The 23926-nt window shown below is 71.3% G+C and carries 23 protein-coding genes; 10 read left to right on the forward strand and 13 right to left on the reverse strand.

Annotated features, from left to right (window positions below; genetic code table 11):
• Positions 1 to 208: 208 nt before the first annotated feature.
• Positions 209 to 1360 (reverse strand): ankyrin repeat domain-containing protein, encoded by a 1152-nt coding sequence (locus MILUP08_RS28370; RefSeq protein ID WP_167626072.1) that lies wholly within the window; start codon positions 1358 to 1360, stop codon positions 209 to 211.
• Between the two features lie 161 nt (positions 1361 to 1521).
• Here MILUP08_RS28370 and MILUP08_RS28375 point away from each other — a divergent pair, with 161 nt between their 5' ends.
• On the forward strand, positions 1522 to 2460 hold the full coding sequence (locus MILUP08_RS28375) for an SMP-30/gluconolactonase/LRE family protein (protein ID WP_007464270.1): 939 nt from the start codon (positions 1522 to 1524) through the stop codon (positions 2458 to 2460).
• Between the two features lie 520 nt (positions 2461 to 2980).
• On the opposite strand, the gene MILUP08_RS28380 is transcribed toward MILUP08_RS28375, so the two are convergent.
• Positions 2981 to 3262: a GntR family transcriptional regulator gene (locus MILUP08_RS28380; RefSeq protein WP_337588126.1), complete on the reverse strand. Its 282-nt coding sequence runs from the start codon at positions 3260 to 3262 to the stop codon at positions 2981 to 2983.
• 87 nt (positions 3263 to 3349) lie between these two features.
• Here MILUP08_RS28380 and MILUP08_RS34995 point away from each other — a divergent pair, with 87 nt between their 5' ends.
• Positions 3350 to 5482, forward strand: coding sequence for an RCC1 domain-containing protein (locus tag MILUP08_RS34995; protein ID WP_007464279.1), 2133 nt, complete (start codon positions 3350 to 3352; stop codon positions 5480 to 5482).
• A 91-nt stretch (positions 5483 to 5573) separates the two neighbouring features.
• Here the strand turns inward: MILUP08_RS34995 and MILUP08_RS28395 are convergent, their stop codons facing one another.
• Positions 5574 to 6440, reverse strand: a complete 867-nt coding sequence (locus tag MILUP08_RS28395) for a hypothetical protein (protein WP_144057035.1) — start codon at positions 6438 to 6440, stop codon at positions 5574 to 5576.
• Positions 6441 to 6740: 300 nt separating this feature from the next.
• Here MILUP08_RS28395 and MILUP08_RS28400 point away from each other — a divergent pair, with 300 nt between their 5' ends.
• Positions 6741 to 7634 carry a septum formation family protein gene (locus tag MILUP08_RS28400; RefSeq protein WP_007464283.1) on the forward strand — a complete coding sequence of 298 codons (894 nt, stop codon included), beginning with the start codon at positions 6741 to 6743 and terminating at the stop codon, positions 7632 to 7634.
• Between the two features lie 6 nt (positions 7635 to 7640).
• On the opposite strand, the gene MILUP08_RS28405 is transcribed toward MILUP08_RS28400, so the two are convergent.
• Positions 7641 to 8675, reverse strand: a complete 1035-nt coding sequence (locus tag MILUP08_RS28405) for a hypothetical protein (protein WP_007464285.1) — start codon at positions 8673 to 8675, stop codon at positions 7641 to 7643.
• A gap of 260 nt (positions 8676 to 8935) precedes the next feature.
• Here MILUP08_RS28405 and MILUP08_RS28410 point away from each other — a divergent pair, with 260 nt between their 5' ends.
• The 6 genes from MILUP08_RS28410 to MILUP08_RS28435 all read left to right on the forward strand — a co-directional run bounded on the left by MILUP08_RS28410 (position 8936) and on the right by MILUP08_RS28435 (position 13770).
• Positions 8936 to 9319 (forward strand): hypothetical protein, encoded by a 384-nt coding sequence (locus tag MILUP08_RS28410; protein WP_039906747.1) that lies wholly within the window; start codon positions 8936 to 8938, stop codon positions 9317 to 9319.
• A gap of 80 nt (positions 9320 to 9399) precedes the next feature.
• On the forward strand, positions 9400 to 9795 hold the full coding sequence (locus MILUP08_RS28415) for a VOC family protein (protein ID WP_007464290.1): 396 nt from the start codon (positions 9400 to 9402) through the stop codon (positions 9793 to 9795).
• A gap of 118 nt (positions 9796 to 9913) precedes the next feature.
• Complete coding sequence (locus MILUP08_RS28420) at positions 9914 to 11092, forward strand: sensor histidine kinase (RefSeq protein ID WP_007464291.1); 1179 nt, start codon at positions 9914 to 9916, stop codon at positions 11090 to 11092.
• Complete coding sequence (locus tag MILUP08_RS28425) at positions 11082 to 12299, forward strand: hypothetical protein (RefSeq protein ID WP_007464293.1); 1218 nt, start codon at positions 11082 to 11084, stop codon at positions 12297 to 12299. The genes MILUP08_RS28420 and MILUP08_RS28425 overlap by 11 nt, the downstream gene beginning before the upstream one ends.
• Positions 12272 to 12985, forward strand: a complete 714-nt coding sequence (locus MILUP08_RS28430; protein WP_007464295.1) for a response regulator transcription factor — start codon at positions 12272 to 12274, stop codon at positions 12983 to 12985. The genes MILUP08_RS28425 and MILUP08_RS28430 overlap by 28 nt, the downstream gene beginning before the upstream one ends.
• Positions 12986 to 13056: 71 nt before the next feature.
• Complete coding sequence (locus tag MILUP08_RS28435) at positions 13057 to 13770, forward strand: hypothetical protein (RefSeq protein ID WP_007464296.1); 714 nt, start codon at positions 13057 to 13059, stop codon at positions 13768 to 13770.
• Positions 13771 to 13863: 93 nt separating this feature from the next.
• Here MILUP08_RS28435 and MILUP08_RS28440 read toward each other — a convergent pair whose 3' ends face one another.
• The 5 genes from MILUP08_RS28440 to MILUP08_RS28460 form a co-directional block, all read right to left on the reverse strand.
• Complete coding sequence (locus MILUP08_RS28440; RefSeq protein WP_007464298.1) at positions 13864 to 14616, reverse strand: lysophospholipid acyltransferase family protein; 753 nt, start codon at positions 14614 to 14616, stop codon at positions 13864 to 13866.
• A gap of 104 nt (positions 14617 to 14720) precedes the next feature.
• Positions 14721 to 16781, reverse strand: coding sequence for an amylo-alpha-1,6-glucosidase (locus MILUP08_RS28445; protein WP_007464299.1), 2061 nt, complete (start codon positions 16779 to 16781; stop codon positions 14721 to 14723).
• Positions 16781 to 17152, reverse strand: coding sequence for an SCP2 sterol-binding domain-containing protein (locus MILUP08_RS28450; RefSeq protein ID WP_007464302.1), 372 nt, complete (start codon positions 17150 to 17152; stop codon positions 16781 to 16783). The genes MILUP08_RS28445 and MILUP08_RS28450 overlap by 1 nt, the downstream gene beginning before the upstream one ends.
• 300 nt (positions 17153 to 17452) lie before the next feature.
• Positions 17453 to 17869: a CBS domain-containing protein gene (locus MILUP08_RS28455; RefSeq protein WP_007464304.1), complete on the reverse strand. Its 417-nt coding sequence runs from the start codon at positions 17867 to 17869 to the stop codon at positions 17453 to 17455.
• A gap of 92 nt (positions 17870 to 17961) precedes the next feature.
• Positions 17962 to 18660 (reverse strand): TMEM175 family protein, encoded by a 699-nt coding sequence (locus tag MILUP08_RS28460; RefSeq protein WP_007464306.1) that lies wholly within the window; start codon positions 18658 to 18660, stop codon positions 17962 to 17964.
• 133 nt (positions 18661 to 18793) lie between these two features.
• On the opposite strand from MILUP08_RS28460, the gene MILUP08_RS28465 reads away from it, so the two are divergent.
• The gene (locus MILUP08_RS28465; protein ID WP_237747200.1) at positions 18794 to 19375 is read left to right on the forward strand and encodes a nucleotidyltransferase family protein; all 582 of its coding nucleotides are present in this window, start codon (positions 18794 to 18796) and stop codon (positions 19373 to 19375) included.
• Between the two features lie 63 nt (positions 19376 to 19438).
• On the opposite strand, the gene MILUP08_RS28470 is transcribed toward MILUP08_RS28465, so the two are convergent.
• The 4 genes from MILUP08_RS28470 to MILUP08_RS28485 all read right to left on the reverse strand — a co-directional run bounded on the left by MILUP08_RS28470 (position 19439) and on the right by MILUP08_RS28485 (position 23834).
• Positions 19439 to 19879 carry a PPOX class F420-dependent oxidoreductase gene (locus tag MILUP08_RS28470; protein WP_007464310.1) on the reverse strand — a complete coding sequence of 147 codons (441 nt, stop codon included), beginning with the start codon at positions 19877 to 19879 and terminating at the stop codon, positions 19439 to 19441.
• Positions 19880 to 20014: 135 nt separating this feature from the next.
• Positions 20015 to 21040 carry an aspartate-semialdehyde dehydrogenase gene (locus MILUP08_RS28475; RefSeq protein ID WP_007464311.1) on the reverse strand — a complete coding sequence of 342 codons (1026 nt, stop codon included), beginning with the start codon at positions 21038 to 21040 and terminating at the stop codon, positions 20015 to 20017.
• Positions 21041 to 21201: 161 nt separating this feature from the next.
• On the reverse strand, positions 21202 to 22545 hold the full coding sequence (locus MILUP08_RS28480) for a M16 family metallopeptidase (protein WP_007464315.1): 1344 nt from the start codon (positions 22543 to 22545) through the stop codon (positions 21202 to 21204).
• Positions 22542 to 23834 carry a M16 family metallopeptidase gene (locus MILUP08_RS28485; RefSeq protein ID WP_007464317.1) on the reverse strand — a complete coding sequence of 431 codons (1293 nt, stop codon included), beginning with the start codon at positions 23832 to 23834 and terminating at the stop codon, positions 22542 to 22544. Before MILUP08_RS28485 ends, MILUP08_RS28480 begins: the two co-directional genes overlap by 4 nt.
• Positions 23835 to 23926: the final 92 nt, after the last annotated feature.

Raw genomic sequence — 23926 nt, forward strand, 5'->3', positions numbered from 1 at the left:
GCCTCCGACGGAGCGAGTCACCCGGGGACGCTCGGACATGGGGCTACTCGTGGTGCGAAGTGCAGGCGATCGGAGCGGTTGGAGTGGCTAGAGGAAGAGAACCCGCAGCCAGAGAAGGCTCTGAAACTAGAGACCAATACGCGAACGCCACTTCTAATCCCAAGGTCGTAGGTTCGAACCCTACCGGGCGCACCACCGTCGCCGCAGGTCAGCGCAGTTGGGCGTTGAGTTCGTCGAGCGCATCGTGGACATACTCCTGCCCGAGACCGTCCGGCAGCGTGACACGGACCGCGTAGGCGAGTTCCACGAGCGCCTGCCGCACCGTGGCCAGCTCCGCCGCGGTCAGCTCGATGCGGTGCCACGACCCCCTGGGCGACTTGGCCGGCTCGTCGACGAGGCGGCGGGCGACCGTCTGGGCCAGCGCGTACGGGGTGCCGGTCCGCGTGTCCCACTCGTTGTCGCCCAGCTCCTCCACCGCGCACGCGACGAGCTGCCCCCAGCGGCGGAAGTCCGTCGGATCGCCGCGCAGCTCGTACCCCGTGGGATGCAGCCGCACAGCCGTACGGGCGATCGGTACGTCATCCAGGCCGGCGCTCCTCTCGCCGAGTTGGAACTGGATGCCCTGCCGCTGCCAGCCCCGCGCGGTCTCCAGCGCTCCCGCGGGGTCGGCCCCGGCCAGCAGCAGCGCGTGGCTCACGACCTGCTCGTCCCGTTCGATGGCATGCATCAGCGCGGTGTGCCCGGTGCCGTCGACCACGTTCGGATCAGCGCCCGCGGTCAGCAGCACGTCGACGGCGGCATGGTCACCGCGCCGAGCGGCGAGGATCAGTGCTGGAGTGCCGTCGGAGCGCCGGGAGTTCGGATCGGCGCCGTGGCTGAGCAGGATGCGGATGGTGGCGGGCGCAACCGGTCCCAGCACCGCCTGCACGATCGGGACCTCCTCGCCGGGCGCCACACCGGCACCGAGGTCCAGCAGGTACCGCAGGACCTCCAACGCCGCCGGCTGGGGTCGGTGCCGGGTAGCGGCGATCGCGGTGGCGAGAAGGCTGCCACGGTCGGTGCCCTCGACCTCAAGGGCGCCACGATCGACGAGGAGCCGGACGACGTCGAGATGACCGTTGCGCACCGCCGACCGCAGCGGCGACTCGTACTGCGGCCGCCTCGCCCGCAGCGACGCCCCCGCAGCCGTCAGCAACCCCGCGATTTTCAACTGCCCCGCAGCCGCCGTCTCGGACAACAAGGTCGTATAAGGGCTGGAGGGGGAGTCGGAGTCGGGGTCGGCGCCGTCGGCGAGCGCTTTCGCCACGGCTACCGGATCGGCCGCTTGGACGGCAGCAACAAGCTCTGCATCTTGATCCACGACGGCGACCCTATGTGGCGCGTGTCGGGAGGACACCTCGATAACCGCAGGCGGCATGGCGGCGGACAATCTCAATCCATCGACGGTCGTACAGTGGGGAACGTCCTGGCCCCAGTGATCGTGGCGGGTGTGTCCCCCTCTGCCCGCCTGGAAGGAGCACAGTGAACCGTCCCTTCAGGACCGCGTTCGGCGTCGCCCTGACCGCCGCCCTCCTGACCTCCGTCGCCGCCGCGCCCGCCCAGGCGCACGCCGGGGGCCGACCGCCGGCCGTCGTCGACCTGCCGGACGGCTTCCAGCCCGAGGGCGTCGCCACCGCCGGCCGCTACGCGTACTTCGGTTCCCGCGCGACCGGTGAGATCTACCGCGCCGACCTGGTGACCGGCCGTGGCACGACGATCAGCGCACCCACCGGCACCCCGTCGCTCGGCCTCAAGATCGACCCGCACGGCCGGCTGTTCGTCGCCGGCGGCACGGCCGGTGACGCTCGCGTGCTCGACACCCGCACGGGCGAGGTGCTGGCGCGCTACCAGTTCGCCACCGCCCCGACGTTCGTCAACGACGTCGTCCTGACCCGCGACGCCGCGTACTTCACCGACTCCAACCGGCCGGTGCTCTACCGGCTGCCGCTCGGTCGCGGTGGCGCGCTACCGCCTGCCGACGGCTTCACGACCATCCCGCTGACCGGCGCATACCAGCAGGTCGGCTCCGGCGTGAACATCAACGGCATCGTCGCCACACCGGACGGCAGGGCGTTGATCGTCGTCCAGTCCAACACGGGCACGCTGTTCCGGGTCGATCCGGCGACCGGTGCGACCACAGTCGTGGCAGTGCCCGGCTACACCTTCACCAACGGCGACGGCCTCCTGCTGCTCGGCCGCACCCTCTACGTCGTGCAGAACAGCCTCAACCAGATCGCGGTGGCCACGCTGAACCGCGCTGGCACCGCCGGAACGGTCACCGGCACGATCACGGACCCGGGATTCGACGTGCCCACCACCGTTGCCAAGGCGTTGGGCCGGCTCTACCTGCCCAACGGCCGCTTCACCACGCCACCGACCCCGACCACGCCGTACACGGCCGTCGCGGTCCGCGCCCACTGAGGATCCCAACCGATGAGGTACGCCGGCAGGGAGCTGGGCGCCCGTACGCTCACGTCCCCGCCGGCCGGGACCTGGACGAGTAATTCCTAACCCTGGCTGGGGCGGTGGGCGCATCTGGCGGCCGGCGGTGACCGTCGGTCACCTCCGTGGGGCGGACACGGTCGTGAGCGGTATACCTCAGAGTCATATTCATACCTCTGAGGTATACCGCTCAACAGCACATCGACACGGCGGTTAGCCACAGCGATGGCCACCGCGCTTCGCCGCAACCCCTGCCCCGCCTTGGGCCTGTGAGGCTAGCTGCCGATCACCGGCCCGGTCGGCCGGGTTCAGGGTCGATTTGGGTTAGATCGACGTGATGCTCGACTGGGCGACGTCTAGACCCGGTGTATTCGGTGAGCGTGAACCGGCGGTGGTCATCGGTGGGGTGGACGATGACGGCGACGCTGCTGTCGTCTGAGAAGCGCAGCGTGAAGACGGTTTCCTGGTCGCACAGGAACGCGAAGCCGTCGCGGTGTGGTCAGCCTTGCTCGGCTACGAAGGTGCCCCGCGCGTGCACGGTGACGACCAAGCCTCGGTCGCGCAGGTCGCGCATCGCCATCCGGACGGTTCCTCGGGCCACGCCGTACGTCTGCTGCAAGTGGAGTTCGCTCGGCAAGGGCTGTCCAGGGCGGAGCTTGCCCTCCTCGATCTGCTTGGCGAGCAGGTCAGCCAACTGCCGGTAGAGCGGCAGGTTGTTGAGCGGGCTCGTCATGGGCGGCAGCGTAGACACGCACATGATCTGTCCGCCGAAACGCTCCACCCCTCTATCATGTTGGCGAAATCGCCCCTTGGCGTCTCGCTGCCACGTACGTTGAGCAAGATTTCTGCATCTTGCCGAGGTGGGGTAATGAAACAGTTTCGGACGGGCTTTCTGCCGGATGTCCGCTCGGGGCGGGCCCTGTTTCGCGGGCCCCGTAAGAAGTTTGCAGCGCTTGCGGTGTTGACGATCGGCCTGGGCATAGCGTTGACCGACCCCCTGCCAACACTCGCCCAGCATGCGGCTGCGGCCACTCCGCCATCTGGTGCTGCAACTGGGATTGGTCTCGCTTGGGGACGGGACGGTTATGGCGCGCTCGGGGTGGGGACGGCGACCCTTGATGACAAGCTGAGCCCGGTGCGGGTTCACCTGCCGACCGGGACCACGATCAGCGATGTTGCGGCTGGAGCAGTTCATAGTCTGGCGTTAACCTCAACTGGCACCGTACTAGCGTGGGGAACCAATTACTACGGCGTTTTAGGGAACGGCACCAAGACCGACAACAGCGCCCAGAACGACAGCTACGTGCCTGCGGCGGTACACCTGCCCGCCGGCACCACGGTCACGTCAGTTGCCGCCTCTAGCACTTACAGCCTCGCGTTGACCGCCACCGGCACGGTGCTGGCTTGGGGCAATAACGATCAAGGGCAGCTGGGGAACGGGACTAACACTGACAGCTACCTACCCGTGCCCTTGGCGCTGCCGGCCGCCACCACCATCACCGCCATAGCCGCTGCCACCAATCACGGCTTGGCGCTCACATCCAATGGCACGGTGTTGGCTTGGGGATCCAACGGATCCGGCCAACTGGGGAACGGAAACACCACGAACAGCAATACCCCCGTTACAGTAGCCCTGCCGGCCGGCACGACGATTACCGCCATCGCCGCAGCCGGAAGTCACAGCATGGCGTTGACCTCCACGGGAACCGTACTCACCTGGGGCCAGGACACCGTTCTGCCCATTCCGATAGTTTTTCCCGCTGGCATCACGATCACTGCCGTTGCCAGCGGCAACGACCACAGCCTGGCATTGACCTCCACGGGCAAGGTGTTCACCTGGGGCGCGAATTATTTTGGCTCTCTGGGAAACGGGACTTTCGCTAACAGCAGCGTGCCCGTGCCAGCAAGCGTGCCGACTGACACCACAATCACAGCGATCGCGGGTGGCAACGCCCAGAGTCTGGCACTGACCTCCACCGGAAAATTACTTGCTTGGGGCCGAAACAACTACGGCCAGGTGGGAAATGGCACCAGAACTGGCTCATGGCCCGGGATGGGCGTCTCTGTACCGGTGCCCGTCAGCCTGGCGGCTGACACGAAGATCACCACCATGGCCGGCGGCTACTATCACAGTCTCGCTGTCGCGGCAGAACGGGCCCCCACCTCCACCATCGCCCTGCGGGCATCTCCGTCGACCCCTGACACCACCCAACCTGTCACCCTCACCGCTACCGTGACCTGCACCGCTGGCACTCCAACGGGGACCGTCACCTTCCTCGACGCCAGCAACACCCTCGGCAACGCCACCCTCTCCGGCAGCACTACTGCCACCGCCAGCTTGACCTCCGGCAGCCTCTCGCCGGGAGGCCACGCCATCACAGGCCGCTACGACGGCAATGACCTCTGCCCCGGCCAACAATCCGAACCGCTGACCGTTGAAGTGGTCCTGCCCGAATGCACCCTCGACCTGGCGGCCACGCCTCCCGGCCCGTCGACTGGTGAACCCACCGCGCTGACGGCCGAGGTAGCGTGCGCCGCTGCCACGACAGGACTCACCCCGACCGGAACCGTGACCTTCCTCGACGGCATAACCACCCTGGGCGCGGCGCCCCTTTCCGCCGGACCCACGGCCACAGCGACCTTGACCACCAATCGTCTTTCCACCGGAAGCCACACCATCATGGCCCGCTTCAACGGCAGCGGCCCGTTCCGCGACGCAACGGCACAGTCGAGCGTCACCGTCACCGTCGCACCGTCGGATCCACAGCCCTCGCCGTCGGACCCACAGCCCTCGCCGTCGGACCCACAACCCTCGCCGTCGGACCCACAACCTTCCCCGTCGGGCCCACAACGTCCGTTGCCCGTAACGGGAACCAGCCTGCCGACCAACCTCGGCTCCGGGCTCCTGCTCCTGCTCGCCGGCGTTGCATTTGTCCTCGCCAGCGCAATGGGTAGGTGGCGGCGGCGATCGGGACTGTTGGACGAACGGCGTAACTCCTGATCAAGGAGCAGCACTTGCTCCCTGAAGGATTGATGGCTGCCGTTGCCTGCCCCAGCTCGTGTGAAGGGTGTTCCGCTGCGGTCACGCGGCATCAGGCGTCGAGGGGCGGGATCCGCCAGACGGTCGCCGAGGAGGACTCCCCATCCCAGAGGTCGGCGGCGAACACGTCCTCTGTGACACCCAGCGCCATCGACACCTCGACGTCGCCGGACTGGGAGGGCGGATTCAGGCTGATCCACGCGACAGGGCGAAGCTCGCCCGAGCACAGCAGCAACCCGTGCTCGGAGGTTTGCACGAGGATCCGCTTGTCGCTCAGGAAACATCCGTACAGGTCGAACGCGAATTCTTCCAGTGCCAGATCGTCGGCGTGCAGTCGAGCGACGGTACGCCCGCTCGGCCATTCCAGGAGGGATATCTCGTCGTCGAAGCTGGGGTGCGGCATGAGCAGCAGACGGTCTCCGGACGGCGCGAAGCTCGTCGACACCACGTCCTCGGCGATCAGCTCCACGGTGATCCGGTCGCCGGCCACCCGCGCGGCATAGATCGCACTGCCGTCCTGCCCCATGCCCGCGTCCAAGACCACCGATCCGTCGTGCGGGTGTGGCACGGCGATCACGCCGGCGTCCGCCACGTCGAGAACGGCCTGGTCGAGGATGCGGCCCGTGCCCAGATCAACCAGGACCACCAGGTGTTCGCCCCTGGTGTCGTACTCCCGGCCCTGATGTTCCTGCCGTTCGATCATCGGCGCGGTGACGAGCAGACGGCCGCCGGGCAGCAGCGTCGCGGAATCGGCCGCCGCGACGTCGAGCGCGATCGGCCCTCCCGCCGTGATGACGATGACCGAACGGGTGTCCGTGACGACGACCGTCGCCAGATCCGGAGTTGCCGCGAGGAGTTTGGCCGTCGGTGGCACGTCCAGGTCGAGCCGCCGGATGGGCTGCAACTGCTCGTCCAGCACGCTGACCACCCCGTCGAGCAGGCGGTACCTGACCACCGGCTCAAGCGACAGTGGCGCCAGATCATGACCCAACCGCAGGCCGGGGACTGGACCCACCCACTCCGCTGCGATCCGCTGCACGCGATCATCCTGCCAACACCACACGAATGGCGATCAGCGGGTCGCGCCGCCACCGGGGCACCCACGTGGCCGGCCAGGTGCGGCGAACGGTGGATCAAACCCCACCGGAAGCGGGTGCTGAGCCGTCGCGTCGGTGCCATATGCTGCCCGCGTTCACACGGGGGCCACGGGGAGAATCACATGCGACGGCACGGCAGGGCAGCGCTGACGGCTGCGATCCTCACGGCGGCACTGGCAGGCTGCGGCACGCCGGCCGGCACGGACGGCGACCTGTCCGACGACTGGCGGCCGATGGCGGCGGCGCAGCAGTTCGCCCCGAAGGCCGGCGAGTGCCACAAGATCCCCGGCGCAACCGCCTACCTGAGCAGCTACACCCCGGTGGACTGCGCGAAGACACACCTGCTGGAGACCTTCTACGTGGGTACGTTCACGGGAGCGCTGGCCGCGCGTACGACCCCGCCTGCGGTCTATTCGGCGACGATGCGTTCCACGTTCGCGGACTGCGACACCCGGGCCAAGCAGTTCGTGGGCGGCGACTGGCGCAACGCGCGACTGTCGGTGCAGGTCGCGCCGACGTCACCTGCCGGCTGGTCAGGTGGCAGCCGCTGGTACCGGTGCGACATCTTCGAGCTGGACGAGGTCAACGGCCCGAACGGCGCGACCGACGGGGCGAACGAACGGGTCGGCTCGCTCCGCAACGTGCTGGCCAGCCGCTCGCCGCTGATGCTCGGCTGCATGAACGAGGACAAGTGGCACATGTTCCGGCCGGTCGCCTGCACCAGCGGGCACCAGTTCGAGTACGCCGGCATCTGGACCGCCCCCGACCGCTCCTGGGACGACGCCACAGGTGACGCGGCCTCCGTTCACAACGCCTGCCGCATCGTCATCGCGCGCTTCGCCAAGGTGCCGGCCGATGGCAAGCTGGTGTATCGCACCGGCACCGCGTACCGCTTCCCGTCGCAGCAGCTGTGGGACCGCGGTGACCGCGGGGTGCGCTGTTACTACTGGTCGAGCGGCACCACGGTCAAGCGGTCGATCGCCGGCGGCGGCACGAAGGCGCTGCCGATCCGCTGAGGCGGGTCAGATCGGGCCCAGCAGCGCCGCCAACGTCGCGTCGCCCTGCCCGAGTTGCGTCCCACCGGCTGCTGCCACGACCACGAACCGCCGGCAGGCGTCGAGTTCGACGTACCACTCGGGCTCACCGCCGTCCAGGGACCGGAGCACCGCGAAGCGGGACGCGGGGGTGGCACAGTCGGCCGCCGGCCGGGTGGTGGTCAGCGCCCGGAGCGCCTTCGTCTGCCGCTCGGTCGGCAGCGGCCCGCCGTACACGAAGTCACCTGCCGGTTTGCCGCCGCCCCGCTCGGACGGGGGCACCTCGTAGACGCAGAGGCGCAGCGGCCCGACCGTCGGATCCGCGCCGGGCACGACACGTCCGGGGCGGCCGAGGTGGGTCTCCACCCACACCATGTCCGACCAGCGCTGCTCGCAGCCGGCGGTCTCGGCCTCCGACGATTCGACAAGCCCGACGGTACGACTGTCGACAGTGGTCAGCCGCAGTCCGTCCAGCGCGGCGCGCACCTCCGGGCGCGGCTTGCCGCAGACGTCCGTCGGCACGTACGGCCGCAGCCAGCGTCCCTGGTCGTCGAGCAGCGCCAGCCAGGGTGGGATGACCAGGTCGGCGGTGCAGGCGACCTCCCCTCGGCCCCGGACCTGGTCGGACAGGCGCAACGCGGCCACCAGCGCGCCGATCTCGTCGGCGCGGCGCTCGGTGGCCACCTGCTCCCGGCCGCCACCGGCCCCTGGCCGGACCTCGCGACCGCAGAGCACGGCGGCGACCGGGACGAACGCGGGGGCGATCCGCCCGATCTTCGGCTCGACCCCGGCCGGCGTCGCCCCGCCCGGCGATGCCGCCGACGGCCCGGCGGACCCCGGCGGTACGGGCAGCACGACGCCGGCCCGCGGTGCGCTCTCGGCGCAGGAGGTCCACTTCTCGACGATCTCGGCCGGGCCGGGATCGCGGGGCGAGTTGGCCGGCCCCGCGCAGCCGCTCAGTGCCAGACCGCACAGCCCCATGCCGAGCAGCGCCGCCGCCAGTGTCGTTCCGCCCGAGCGCATCCGGCTCACCACCTCTCGCCAGGAGATGAGACGGCCGATGCCGGTGCCCGGTTCCGGACGGCCGGCCCGACGGACGAATCCGACGGAGCCGGGAACGCGTGCCGGTCCTGCGACGTCGCATCGGGATGGATGCGAAGACTCTCGCCCGTACGGCCGCCCTCGCCGGGGCGACGCTGCTGGCCACGGCAGGCTGCGGAGGATTCGCCAGGTCGACGAACCCGGCGCCTCCTCCGGGACGCGGCAGCGCAACGGCAGGTCCCGTGGTCTCGCACCCGCCGCCCAGCGCGACACCAGAGGCCATCCGCCTCGTCGACGAGGACCTGGCCGACCTGCACCTCTGGGTGAGCAATCAGTCGTTCGACGACGACCGGGTCACCGTCACCGTCAGCATCGACGGCACCCGGCTCGTCGATCAGCCCTTCGACGTGCAGGGCCAGCACAACTGGATCCTGTTCCCCGTCAAGCTCCCGCCGGGCAGCCACGAGGTGACCGCCACCTCGCAGACGGGCGCCGAGACGCACCAGCGGTTCACCATGCCCGAGAGGGGACGCCGCTACGCCGTGATCGACTACTGGACCGACCCGGGCCGAGACGGTCGTCATCTCAATTGGCTCGTCAAGTCCCACCCGATCGGCTTCCAGTAGCGGAGCCGACCGAGAGTGACGTCGCCGACCCTGGGCGACGCCGCAGGTCGGGCCGGGTCGGTCGTCGGCATGATGGCCGGATGGCACATCTGGGACTGATCGCGGTGCTGGTACGCGAGTACGACGAGGCGATCGACTTCTACGTGGGCGGCCTCGGCTTCGACCTGGTCGAGGACACGGCCCGCCCGGACGGCTCGCGCTGGGTGGTGGTGCGACCCCCGGGGGCCCGGGAGACGGCGCTTCTGCTGGCTCGGGCGAGCAGCGACGAGCAGCGGGCGCGGGTGGGTGACCAGACCGGCGGTCGGGTCGGCCTGTTCCTGCACACCGAGGATTTCGCCCGGGACCACGCCCGGATGGCCGCCGCCGGGGTGCGGTTCCTGGAGGAGCCACGGCACGAGGCGTACGGGTCGGTGGCGGTCTTCGTCGACCTGTACGGCAATCGGTGGGACCTGATCCAGCCCCGCAGCGCAGAGTGACGACAAGGCGACACCATGCGTACGGTGGGTGAACGCTCACCGTACGCCATGCTATTCTCCGATGTCGATCTCTGCCGCGCGGACCCGGACCGGGTCGTTGTCGGAAGGACAGCTCCCGATGCCGGCGACCGCCGCCCCGACCGTGCCACCGCCCGCCCTGGATAATCCGGCCGGCGGGGCGTTGAGCCTCATCTTCACCACACTGCCGGCGCTGCTGCGGCTGACGTGCGGGCTGGTCGGCGCCGCGGTGGCGCTGTCGGTGCGTACCCCGCCGGTCGACGAGGCCCTACTGTTGCCCGGCGTGGCCGCGCTGACCGGATGGTCGCTCTGGTACGCCGGCCGCGCGGTGCGCCACGGGATCACCCCGGCCCTGGTCGCCGGTGACGTCGCTGTCACCGCGCTGGCCTGCCTCCTCATCCCTCACCTGGTCGCGCCCGAGGTGCTGCCCGGCGAGGGCAGTTGGATCGCGGTGCTCGCCAGCACCACTGTCATCAACACGCAGGCCACCGCACCGGCCCGCTGGTCGGTCCCGGCCGGGCTGCTGGTCACCGTCACGTACGTGGTGGGCGCACAGGCCGCCGGCAACCCCGCCGAGTCCCGGGCCCACGCCGCGACCCTGCTGGTGCAGACGGCCTGCACGGCGATGATGGCGGGTGTGATGCGCCGCCGGATCGGGCGGGCCGACCGGGCGTTCGCCGAGCATCATCGGTTGACCCGGGAGGCGTTGGTCGCCCGCGCCGCCCGGGAGGCGGAGCGCCAGCAGAATCGGGACCTGCACGACACAGTGCTCGGCACGCTGACCATGGTGGGGCTCGGCGCGGTGGCCGGCCCGTCGGCCTCCTTCCGCGACCGGTGCGCCGCCGACCTGCGTACTCTCGTCGCGTTGACCGACCTCGGTCCGGCGCCCGGCGACGGCCCGGTGCCCCTCGACGGCCGGTTGCGCACGGTGCCCGACCGGCTCCCCGAGCTGCCGGTGGGCCTGGAGCTGGCCTCCTGCGCGGTGCCCGCCGGGGTGGCCGACGCGATCACCGAGAGCGCCTTCGCGGCACTGTCCAACGTGGTCCGGCACGCGCCCGGCGCGCGGGCCACACTGCGGTTGACCCGCGACGCGGTCGCCGTCGTGGTCGAGGTGGTCGACGACGGCCCCGGCTTCGACCCGGCCGTCGTCCCCCGGCACCGGTACGGGCTGCGCGAGTCGATCCACGGTCGGATGGCGGCGGTCGGCGGGCGGGCCGAGGTGCACTCCGCGCCCGGAGCGGGCACCCGGATCCGACTGGAGTGGCCCGGTGTCGGCTGACCTCGGCGCCTCGGCGGAGCGCACCCGCACCCGCAAGGCGGCAATCCCGGGACCGCAGCCCGGTCCGGCCGACGGGTCCACGCCGCTCGAGCCCGCGGTGCTCGCCGCGCCGGCCGCGGTGGCGCACGCCTCCGACCGCGGTGCTCGGATCGTCGCCGTCGCCATCGCGTTGGCCTGGCATGTCGCGATCGGACTGCCGGCGGTGCTCGCGAGCCGGACGCAGTTCGCCGCGCCGACGGTGGTGCTCGGCGGCTGGATCCTGGTCGCCGTGACCGGGGCGGTGGCCGGCGTCCGACTGCTGCGGAGCGCGCCGCTGCCGCCCTGGCCGCTCGCCGGGTTGCTGCTGGCCGTCGACGCGGCCGTCTTCGCCGCGGTCGGCGAACGACAACTGTTCGCCGCCGCGAACTGGGTGTGGGGCACGCTCGGCTGGTTCTTCGTGCTGGCGCTGTGGGGCCGACGGATCGGCGGCCTGCTCGCGCTGCTGACGACGCACGCGTTGATCGCGCTCGGCGCCGTCCTCGCGCACGGCCCCGGCGCGGCCGACCTGGCCCGCTACACCATGTACGTCTACGGCACCTTCTCGCTGCCGGTGGCGGTCTTCGTCGGCAGCGCGGTGATCGTCGGCCTGGCCCGGGACCGGGCCGCCGCGGCTGCCGCCATGCACACGCTCGCCGCCGAGCGGGCCGCCGCCGAGCGGGGCCGGCAGGAACGCCGTGACCGGCTCGCCCTGGTCGGCGCGGCGGCCGGACGGGTGCTCGGCGAGTTGGCCGCCGGGGAGGTCGACCCGGCCGACCCGGAGGCGCAGCGCCGCTGCGTGCTGGCCGCGGCCCGCCTACGCCGCCTGATCGCCGAGTCCGACGACGTGCCCGACCCGTTGCTGCACGAGCTGCGCGCCGCCGCCGACCTGGCCGAACGCAACGGGCTGCCGATCGACCTGGTCGCCATCGGCAACCCACCACCGCTGCCGGTGGAAATCCGCCGCCGGCTGGCCGACCCGCTCACCGGCCTGCTCGCCGACGCCCGGGGGTGGGCCCGCCTGACCGTCGTGTCCGGCCCCGGCGAGGTGGTGGTCAGTCTGGTCACGCCGGACCGGGAGGGGCCGGACGCGACAGGCCCTCCGCTCGGGGAGCACGAGGACGGGCCGGTGCAGCACCTCTACGAGCGGGACGGGGACATCAGATGGGCGCAGACCCGGTGGTTGGGGTGACAGGTGACCGGCTGATCGGCGTGGCGATCGTCGACGACCACCCGGTGGTCGTCGAGGGGGTGCGCGCCTGGCTCGCCAGCGAGCCGCGACTGACCGTGCTGGCCACCGGCGACGACCCGGACGAGGTGTTGCGAAGGGCCCCGGACGCCGACGTCGTACTGCTCGACCTGCGGCTGCACGGCCGGATGGCGCTGGACAAGCTGGCCGAGCTGAGCGCCACCGGGCGACGGGTGGTGGTCTACTCGGAACACACCGACCCGGAGACGATGCTCGCGGCGCTGGACGCCGGGGCGGTGGCGTTCCTGGCCAAGCACGAGGGCCGGGAGCACTGCGTGGCGACAGTGTTGGCCGCGGCGAGCGACCGCCCGTACGTGCCGCCGGCGCTGGCCGGGGCGATGGTCGGTGATCCGCGACCGGACCGGCCGATGCTGTCCGACAAGGAACGTGAGGCGCTGCTGCTCTGGTTCCAGTCGATGTCCAAGGCGTCGGTGGCCCGCCGCATGCAGATCAGCGAGCACACGGTGAAGCAGTATGTGGACCGTGCGCGGATCAAGTACACCCGGGCGGGGCGGCCGGCAGCCACAAAGGCGGCGCTGCTCGCCCGTGCGATCGAGGACGGGCTCGTCCGCCCGGAGGAGATCGGCATCTACCGGTCACAGGCGACGCACGACCGGCCGACCCCCTAACGGGCGTCATGACAGTGGCCGACGGATCGGCGAGGCTCAACCCACAGCCAGCTGACCGGGAGGTCGTGACGATGCACGGCGACGCGTCCCCCTTCTTCATCGGCCCACACCGCTTCGACGCGCCGGACGACGACGTGGGCCCGACCCTCGACCGGCGTTACGACATGCGACCGCTGCCCGGCGAGAAGGTGCTCGGCAGGCACCGGCTGCTCGTCGCGGGTTACCTGCTCGGGCCGACCGAGACACGACGCGGCTGGCAGCTTCCCGGGCCGGTCTCGGTGACCGTCACCGACCAGCGAATCTGCTGGGTGGGCACCGGCTCGCAGCTGTCCCTGGTCGCCGACGACACGCCCCGGTCCCGGCTCGCGGGGCGGCTGACCGGTCTGATGACCGGTCAGATCCGCTGGCAGTGGCCGTCGCGGCTGGAGCTTCCCCCCACCGATCCGGCACAACTGATGATCGTCTGCGACGCGTTGCGCACCATCCAGCAGCCGGCGCTGGCCCTCGGCGGGTCACCTGGTGAGGTCGTCGCGCTGGCCCGGCAGGTGCGCCGGGCGGTGGCCATGTTCCGGCTCACCCGCCCGCAACTCGTCGACCTCTCCGCCCAGGAGCGCGACGTTCTGCTGCTGCGGGCCGGCCCCGCGCTGCTCGCCGGGGAAACCCGGATCACCCTGCCCGGCTCGCTGCCGGTGGAGTTCCGCTCCCGGGACGACTACTACCGCTCGGGGCCGGCGCCGACCTCCTGGGACGGTTTCGCAGGCGGCGCAGCCTCCGGGCGTTGGTGACGCGCAGCGCCGGGCGTTGGAGACGCGCAGCGCCGGGCGTTGATGACGCGTGGCGTCCGCCCGCGCCGGTCACACGCGGCGTCCGGGTCGTCGTCAGAGGCTGGGGGTGCGTTCCTCCCCGGCGGCGTCCAGCGCGGCGGCCTCCTCGGGCGTCGGCGCGGTGCCACCGAGGTGCGCCGGGAGCCACCAGGTGTCCTCCGGGCCGGCGGGGGCGTCCGGGTAGTCGCGCTGGGCCCGCTCGACGAGCGCGCTCAGCTGGGTGGTCAGCTCGGCGGCCAGCACGTTCGGGTCCGGGAAGTCCGCCGGCTGGATCGGCTCGCCGATCAGGATGGTGATGGGCGTGTGCCTGCGGGTGAGGGTGCGCGGGCGGCCCTTCGTCCAGAGCCGCTGCGTGCCCCACAGCGCGACCGGCAGCACCGGCACCTTCGCCGAACGGGCCATCCGGACCGTTCCGCTCTTGAGCTCCTTGACGGTGAACGACCGGCTGATCGTGGCCTCGGGGAAGACGCCGACGACCTCACCCTGCTTGAGCGCGCCCACGGCGGCGCGGAACGACGCCGCGCCGGCCTGCCGGTCCACCGGAATGTGCCGCATGCCGCGCATCAGCGGGCCGGAGATCTTGTGCGTGAAGACCGAATCCTTCGCCATGAACCGAACCAGCCGGCCCGACGCGTTCGCCCCCAGACCGGCGAAGATGAAGTCGAGGTAGCTGACGTGGTTGCTGGCCAGCACCGCCCCGCCCGTGCGGGGTACGTGGTGGGCGCCCTCGATGGTGATCTTCAGGTCGAGGACCCGGAACAGCGTCTTGGCGGTGGCGATAACGGGCGGGTACACGAGCTCCGGCATCCGCAGAATCTACCCTGCCCGTCTGGAGATCGGCTGGGTGGCGGCCCGGCGGCGTACCGGCGGCGACGCGTGTGGCCCGTCGCCGCCGGTACGCCGGTCGTGGCTCAGTCGGCGAGGCTGTGCAGATCGAGCCGGCCCCGGGCGAAGGCGTCCACCCGGCCCCAACGACCCGGAATGTCCAACACCTCGATCCGGCCCATCCCGACCGGCAACCGCGGTTCGACCGCGAGGTGGCCCTCGTGCGGTTCGAGGCCGAGCATGGTGCGCAGCAACAGCAGCGGCGTACCTGTCGACCACGCCTGCGGGCTGCACGCGGTCGGATACTCCACCGGGAACTTCGTCAGCTCCCGCGGGTAGCCGCCGAACGCCTCCGGCAACCGCCCGTCGAAGTAGGTGGCCGCGTCCAGGATGCCGTTCGCGATGGTGGCGGCCTCCTCGCCGAAGCCGTACCTGCGCAGACCCCACGCGATGAACGAGTTGTCGAACGGCCAGATCGTGCCGTTGTGGTAGCCGATCGGGTTGTACCGCGTCTCCCCCTCGGCGAGGGTCCGCACCCCCCAGCCGGAGAAGAGCCGCGGCCCCACCAGGTGCTGCGCGATCTGCTCCGCGCGTTCGGGGAGGACGATCCCGCTCCACAGCAGGTGGCCGATGTTCGAGCTGAGGACGTCGCACTGGCGACCGTCCGGATCCAGGGCCAGCGCGTAGTACCCGCCGTCGGCCACCCACCAGTCGCGGTTGAACCGCTCCTTCAGCTCCGCCGCCTCCCGCTCCAACTGGGCGGCGAACTCCGGGTCACCCCAGAACTCGCGGGCCATCCGCGCCCCGCGGACCTTCGCGTCGTACGCGTACCCCTGCACCTCGCAGGTCGCCCGGGGAAAGGGCGGAAGGGTGCCGTCGGAGTAGGAGATCGAGTCCCAGGAGTCCTTCCAGCACTGGTTCTCCAGCCCGGTCTCGGTGTTGCGCCGCTCGTACCAGATGTAGCCGTTGCCGATGAGGTCGGCGTAGCTGTCGATCCACCTCAGCGCGGCCCGGGACTCCTGTTCCAACTCCTTGACCAGCGCCACGTCCCCGGTCCACCGCTCGTACTCGTCGAGCAGCACGACGAACAGGGGGGTGGCGTCCACCGACCCGTAGTAGGGCGAGTGCGGTTGCTCCTCGAAGGCGGCGGTCTCCCCGTAGCGCATCTCGTGCAGGATCCGCCCCGGATCCTCGTCCCGGAAGTCGTCGAACCGGCTGCCCTGCAGGGACGCCAGGATGCGCAGTGTCGTCTTCGACAGTTGCGGCGTGAACGGCAGCGTCTGCAGGCAGGTCAGGATGCTGTCCCGGCCGAACATGGTCATGAACCAGGGCAGACCGGCGGCGGGCAGTGTCGCGCCACCGAGCGAGAGCGGCGAGAAGCGCAGCGCCGCCAGGTCGATCAGGCTGCGCCGGTACGTGCTGGCCACCCGACCGTGCTCACTGTTGACCTTGGGAGCGTCCGCGATCCACTGCTCCAGATCGTGTTGCAGGGCCAGCCGCTCGCCGCCGTGCGCCCGCAGCCCCATCCGCAGGTCCCGGTCCCCGGGCCCGACGGCGCGCGTCTGCACGTCGATCGTCGCCTCCCACTGCTGGTTCGGCTCCAGATGAATGGTGTACGCGAACCCCCGGCTGTCGTACCGGGCCGACACCGACGACGAAATGATCGTCTCGCGTCGGAAGTTGCCCCGGCGGTAGCCCAGGCGCAGCTTGTCGGCCTCGACCTCGGTGTAGATCTCGCCCTTCTTGTTCAGGATCTCGTCCTTGACCTGGAACAGGTCGGCGAAGTCGGACGCCGCGTCCATCCGTACTTCCAGGTCGACCGCCTTCTCGTCGTGGTTGAGGATGGTGAGCTGCTCCCGGAAGCTGCCACCGACCACCCGCTCCCGGATGATCGACAACTTCGCGTCCACGTAGTGCGTGGCCATCCCCGGCACGAGAAAGAACCGGGACTCGAAGTACTGGAGGTCGTCGTACGAGAGCGAGTTGAGGCGTTCACCGTTCACGCTCAGCACCCACGTGGACAGGAACCGGGTGTCGATGGAGAAGAGCCCGGTCGGCTCGCTCGGCGTCGCCTCGATGTCACCGGTGTCCTCGCAGACGACGAACGTGTTGCCGTCCAGGATCCGGACCGTGTTGCCCTGGCCCATCAGTGCACCTCCCCCGCGAAGCGGCGGCGCGGCCCGCGGGCGTCCGGCGACCCGGGGAAGATCCGCTCCACCTGCACCACCAGCCGGGCGTCGCCCGTCACCGTCATGTCCCCGCGCAACAGGGCCGCCAGGCCGTGCTCGCGGCCGTCGGCGATGTCGTCGAACAGCACCGGGCTGGCCCCGATCACCGTGTCGGCCTCCCGGTCCTCCTGGGTCACGTCGAGTCGCCCGTGGTCGATCGCCAGCAGCCAGTGCCGGGTCTGCGCCCCCTCGTGCAGGTCGAACCGCACTGTCCCGGAGGTCTTCGCCAGCAGAGGCTCGTACCCCCGCCGGTCCAGGTCCTCAAAGAACCTCGTGGTCGCGTCCACCATCGGGTCCACTCCTCCCAGTTGGCCGGGCCCGGGATCCCACCCGGCGCGCTCGCCTCGCGCGCACGGCCGGCGTTGCACGTCCGAGCACGGGTCCCCGCCCACCCACACGGTCAACCTCGCCCAGTTCGGGTGAGCCGGCGCGTCGTGTCGGTCGCCGGCAGTAGCCTCCCGGCGATCGGTGGCAGTTCAGCAGGGCGGTGCCCGGTGTGTCGGGTTGCTCAGCTGCCAACGATCAAGGGAACGAGACGCCAGCGCGCCGGCCCTCCCCGGGGGGAGGGCCGGCGCGTTCGCGGCGGACGATCAGTTGTTCGGGTCGTCGGCGCTGATGTCGGCAAGCACCGACTGCGGTTCGCGCTCGACCGCGAGGTCGCCCATCGAGACCAGACCGATCAGGCGCCCGTCGTCGATCACGGGCAGTCGGCGTACGGCGTAGGTGCGCATCAGGTCCGCGGCGGACACCGCGTCGTCGTACTGGCTCACGGTGATCACATCGCGGCTGGTTATCTCGTTCAACCGGGTCGAGCCCGGGTCCATGTTCTCCGCGACACCACGGACCGTGATGTCCCGGTCCGTGACGATACCGACGACACTGTCGCCATCGGTCACCACCACGTCGCCAATCGCGCTGTCGCGCATCTCCTGAGCGGCGGCGATAAGCGTGTCGTTGCCGTCCATCGTCACCAACCGGGTCGTCATGAACTCTCCGACCGTTGTCATGGTGCTCCCCTCTCGGTGTCGGCACGACCCGTCTACCCGCCGCCCGGGAGGGGGTAACGCCGATGGCCCGGTGGCTGTCCGGGGCGAGCCGGCTATCCGCGCGGGCGGCGCAGGCGGTGCAGTTCGTAGAGACCACTGCTGGTCAGGCTGTAGAAGAGCGGGAGCAACAGGAAGATCGTCAGCGCGAACAGCGGGTCCGTGACGAATCCGATGAGAACTGCCAGCCCGTACCCCAGGATCCCGACCGCGGCCCGCGCCCGTTCCGCGGGGAAGAACCCCCGCGACACCGCCGGGTCGACCAGGTCGTGCCGGCGGGTCAGATAGTGGTACAGAACCAACCAACTCGCCGAGAGCAGCATGCCGGCCAGACCGTAGAGGGCGACGCCGGTGCGCTCGTCGGCCCGGTCGCCCTGCCGCACGGCCTGCGAGACGATCGAGGTCGCGAACGGCAGCAGCGCCGTCGTGAACAACACCCCGAGGTTGCACCACTGCAGACCCTTTCCACTGCTCACCACCCGGTGGAAGGCAGCCCGATGGTTCAGCCAGGTGATCGCCACGAGCAGGTACGACGTGACGTAGGCCAGGTAGGCCGGCCACTGCTCGACGAGCGCGTGCAGCAGCTGACCCCGGGCGACCCGGGGCGGCTGGAGGTCGAGCACCAGGAGCGTGATGATGATGGCGAAGACCCCGTCGCTGAACGCGAGCAGACGGGACGTCTCCGACCGCAGCGCCGGGCCGCCGGTGCCGTCGCGAATCCGCCCGGCGTCGTCGCTGCCCTGCTCGTTGCTCATCCCGCCCCTCCCCCGAGGTACCGCCCCTCCCCCGGCGCTCCGTATGGGCGGCGCCGGGACGGCAGCGCGGTATACCCGCCGATGGGCGGAGCACCCGCCGCACGCTTCGGCGGCACCACCTACCGTGGGTGGGGTGCTGACGGGTGAGCGGGAGCTGCGGGACCTGGTCACCGGTGACCCTTGGCTGACCCGGGCGCTGACAGTGGTCCGCGATTCCGGCCTGCCGGACGCCTGGATCGGCGCGGGCGCCCTCCGCGACCTCGTCTGGGGCGAGCGGTACGGCGACGGGTTCGACCCGGCGACGGTCCGCGACGTGGACGTGGTCTTCTTCGACCCGACGAGGCTGTCCCGCGACGACGACCACCGGGCGACCGCCCGACTCGCCGCGGCCTGGGCAGAGCCGCCGTGGGAGGCACGCAACCAGGCGGCGGTGCACACCTGGTACGCGTCGAAGTTCGGCGGTGATCCGATCCCGGCGTACCGCAGCGTCGCCGAGGCGGTGGCCACCTGGCCGGAGTACGCCACCGCGGTGGCCGTACGGCTACGCCCGACCGGTGGGTTGGAGGTCTGCGCCCCGTACGGCCTGGGTGATCTGCTGGGTGGGGTGTGGCGGCACAACCCGGCCCGGGTGGACGTCGCGTTGTCCCGGCAGCGACTGGCTCGCCACCGGCCCGCGCAACGCTGGCCCGGCGTGACAGTGATCGACCCAGGCTGACCCGGACGTCGCCGCCCGGGCGGCAGTCGACCTCGTCGCTCGCGGCGGCGCAGTCCGACCCGCTCAGCCGCGGGGCGGCATTCCGTAGATCCGCTCGACGTGCAGGCGCAGCACCAACCGCCGGTCGGCGACCATGGCGTTGCGGTAGTCGGCCCAGTCCGGGTGCTCGCCGCGCAACGACCGGTAGAGCCCCACCAGCTCCTCGACCGTGGCGTCGTCGGCGTCGGCCGCCGGAGCGGTCAGCTCGGCCCGCCCCTCGACCACCGCGTACGCCCAGCCGTCCTCGCTGCCGACGTGGAAGCTGGCGCGCGGGTCCCGACGCAGGTTGGCCGTCTTGGCCCGGCCGTCGGTGACGGACACCCGGATCAGGCCGGCCGCGCGGTCGAACGCGTAGACCACCGTGGACAGTTGCGGTCGCCCGTCGCGTTTGAGGGTGGCCAGCACGCCCATCGAGCGGCCGGCGATCAGGTCGGTCAGCGCCTGCTGGCTGGGGTCCTCCGGCACGGTTTCCTCCAGGTGGCACGGTCGGTTACGTCAATCCAAACACGGGCAGAGCGCCCCCGCCCCCGATGGATCGCCGCCGCCACGCACTGCGGGCCCCCACCGAGACCGGCCGGGAGCCCGCAGTGATCGCTTCGGTCAGCGCCGTTCGGCGGCCACCAGCTCGGCGAGCTGTACGGCGTTGAGCGCCGCGCCCTTGCGCAGGTTGTCGTTGGAGCAGAACAGCGCCAGCCCGTACTCGACTGTCTCGTCGGCGCGGATGCGGCCCACGTAGGTCGGGTCCTGACCGGCGGCCTGCAACGGCGTCGGCACGGCGGTCAGCGCGACGCCGGGCGCGTCGGCGAGCAGCTCGTGGGCCCGCTGCGGGGTGAGCGGGCGGGCGAAGCGGGCGTTGATCTGCAGCGAGTGGCCGGTGAAGACCGGGACCCGGACGCAGGTGCCGGAGACCTTGAGGTCGGGGATCTCCAGGATCTTGCGGCTCTCGTTGCGGAGCTTCTGCTCCTCGTCGGTCTCGAACGAGCCGTCGTCGACGATCGAGCCGGCCAGCGGCAGCACGTTGAAGGCGATCGGCTCGGCGAACGAGCGCGGCGCGGGGAACTCCACGGCCGACCCGTCGAAGGCCAGCCCGGCGGCGTGCTCGGCGACCTTGCGGACCTGCTCGTCCAGCTCGGCGACGCCGGCCAGTCCGGCGCCGGAGACCGCCTGGTACGTCGAGACGACCAGGCCGACGAGGCCAGCCTCGGCGTGCAGCGGGCGCAGCACCGGCATCGCGGCCATCGTGGTGCAGTTGGGGTTGGCGATGATGCCCTTCGGGCGGTCGGCGACGGCGTGCGGGTTGACCTCGGCGACCACGAGCGGCACCAGCGGGTCCATCCGGAACGCCGACGAGTTGTCGATCACCACGGCGCCGGCCTCGGCCACCCGGGGCGCCAACTCCAGGGCGCTGCCCTTGCCCGCCGAGAAGAGCACGATGTCCAGCCCCGAGTAGTCCGCGGTGGCCGCGTCCTCGACCGTCACCTCGCCGTCGCGCCAGGGCAGCGTCCGCCCGGCCGACCGCGCCGAGGCGAACAGCCGCACCTGCTCCGCCGGGAACTCCCGTTCCGCCAGCACCTGCCGCATCACGCCACCGACCTGGCCGGTGGCCCCCACAATGCCGATCCTCATGCCCGCGAGGCTACCCAGCCCACCCCCACGACCGGCACCCCTTTCCCAACCCCCGGGTCCCACCTCACACCGGACCCATCACCCCGTTGATCATGAAGTTATCGTCGCGACACGCCGCGCCGGGTGACGATAACTTCATGATCAACGGGGTCTGGCAGGGGTCAGGGGTGGGTTAGGAGGGTTCCTAGGTTGGCTTCTTCCAGGTCGTTGCGGATTACCGCGGCGTCGCCCTCGATGACCAGGGTCAGCGCCTCCGGGTGGAGGTGGGTGGCTGCCGCTGCGGAGACCTGGTCCACGTCGGCGTTGAGCAGCTCCTCGCGCAGACGGGCGTGGTAGTCGTCCGGCAGGTCGTGCACCACGAGCGTGGTCAGCGCGGACGCGATCGCCCGCGGGCTCTGCAGCTCGACCGACAGCTGCCCGGCCCGCCAGGAACGGGCCACCGCCAGCTCGTCCTCGGTCACGCCGCCCGCCTGCGTACGGGTGATCTCGCCGACGGCCTCGACCAGGGCCGGCGCGGTGACGGCGGTCTGGACGCCCGAGCTGACCGCGAACCGGCCGAACCGGCGGGACGAGGCGAACTCGCCCCGGATGCCGTACGTGTAGCCGTGCACCTCGCGGATCAGGTGGTTGAGACGGGAGGTGAACGCCCCGCCGAGGACCGTGCCGGCGAGGGTCATCGGCACGTGGTCGGGGTGCGCCCGGTGCGGCGACGGGTGACCCAGCCGCAGCGTGGACTGCACCGAGCCGGGCCGGTCCACCAGGATGATCCGACGGTCGGCGCGCAGCGGCACCTCGATCGGGCCGCCCCGCTCGGCCGGACCGCCTCCGGTGCCGGCGAACGCCGCCCCCGCCAACGCGTCCAGGTCGATCCGGTCCAGGTCACCGGCGACGATCAGCGTGCCGGGTCGGAGGAACCACTCGGAGTGGAAGACGGTGATGTCCTCCACGTCCAGGGCCGCCACCGAGTCCGGGTCGCCGTACATCGGTCGTCCCCACCGGTTGTCGGCGCCGAACAGGTCGGCGCGCAGGGCGGCGTCGGCGCGCGGGCCGGGGTTGGCCCAGTCCATCCGCAGCGCGGTGGCCTCGTCGTCGCGGACGCGCCGCACGTCGGCCGGGTCCAGCCGGGGAGTCCGGACGGCCTCGGCGAGGAGCTGCACCGCAGCGGTCAACCGGTCCACCGGGACCTGCACGCTGATCTGGAACGAGTCCCAGTCCAGCCCGGTCACCAGCTCGGTGCCGAGCGCCTCGATGGCCAGCGCGTACGCCGTGGCGTCCCGCTGCGCGGTGCCCTCCTCCAGGGCCTTGGCGAGCACCCCGCCCAGCCCCTCCTTGCCGGTCAGCTCCCGGCCGGCGCCGGCGTCGAGCAGCAGCAACGCGACGGCGAGGTTCTGCCCGGGCAGGTGCGCGGCGACCACCTGGCCACCGCCGGCCGCGCGGCGGACCACCGGCGGGAACCGGTACGGGCGAGCGGCGCCCGGGCCGGGACGGTCGGCGATCAGCGTCATGCGGTCTCCTCGGGCAGGTAGGTAAGGGTCACCCGGTCGGCGGCGCCGAGCACCTCGGCGGCGGTCTCGGCGATCTGCTCGGCGGTCACCGAGAGCCAGGCGGGCAGCCGGTCGGCGGCGCGGGCCGGGTCGCCGAACTGGGTGGCGTACCGCCCGAGCGTGTCCGCGCGGCCGTCCACCGTCGACATCTGCCGCCACCAGGCGGTGCTCAGCAACGCCTTCGCCCGGTCCAGCTCGGCGGCGGTGACGGGCACGGTGGCCAGCTCGTCGACGACAGTGGCAAGCCCTTCGGCCAACCGCTCGGCGCTCACGCCCGGGCGGGCGGTGGCGGTGGCGATCAGCGGCGCCGGGGCGTGCGCCAGGTCCACCCCGTACGCCCCGACCAGGTCGGGTTGGGCGATCCGCTCGCCGTCGGCGAGCCGCTGGTAGAGCCGGCTGCCCCGGCCGCTGCCGAGCACTGTGGCGAGCACGGTGAGCACGTCGTACCCCGGGGTGCCGAACGCGTGGCCGCGGTGCGCGACGTAGACGCGGGGCGCCGGCACGTCGGCGCTCACCGTCTCCACGGCCGGCTGCCCGGTCGCGGCGACGGTGCGGCCGTCCGGGGCGGCCGGAATGTCGTCGCGGGCGGGCAACGCGCCGAAGTACTTGTCGGCAAGCGCGAACACCTCGGTGGCCCGAGCGTCGCCGACGACTGTGAGCACCGCGTTGTTCGGCACGTAGTACGTCTGGTGGAACGCCTGGAAGGTGGCGAGGTCGGCGGCGTTCAGGTCGGCCATCGAGCCGATGGTCGAGTGGTGGTACGGGTGCCCCGGCGGATAGAGCAGCGGAAGCAGCCGCAGCCAGGCGTCGCCGTACGGGACGTTCTCGTAGCGCTGCCGGCGCTCGTTCTTCACCACGTCGCGCTGGTTGTCGAGCGTCTCCTGGGTCAGCGCCGGGACCAGCCCGCCCATCCGGTCGGCCTCCAGCCAAAGCGCCAACTCCAGGTGCTCGGCCGGGACCGTCTCGAAGTAGTTCGTCCGGTCCGGGTTCGTGGTGGCGTTGAGCGAGCCACCGGAGCCCTGGATCAGCTTCATGTGCTCGGTCTTCGCCACGTTCACCGACCCCTCGAACATCAGGTGTTCGAAGAGGTGGGCGAAACCGGTCTGCCCGGCCGGCTCGTGCCGGGATCCGACGTCGTACCAGAGATTGACGGCCACCGCGGGCGCGGTGCGGTCCTCGCTCACCACCACGCGCAGGCCGTTGTCCAGTCGGGACGTCTCGATGGGCCAGGGGTAACCACTGTCGGGCATGGCACGACGCTATCCGATCTCGCGGGCGGAAAGGTGACGTGCCGCCGGTCGGCGAGCCGATCCGTCGGCGGGGCATCGAGTCCGCCCGTCGG

The organism is Micromonospora lupini str. Lupac 08, assembly GCF_000297395.2.
Classification (GTDB): domain Bacteria; phylum Actinomycetota; class Actinomycetes; order Mycobacteriales; family Micromonosporaceae; genus Micromonospora; species Micromonospora lupini.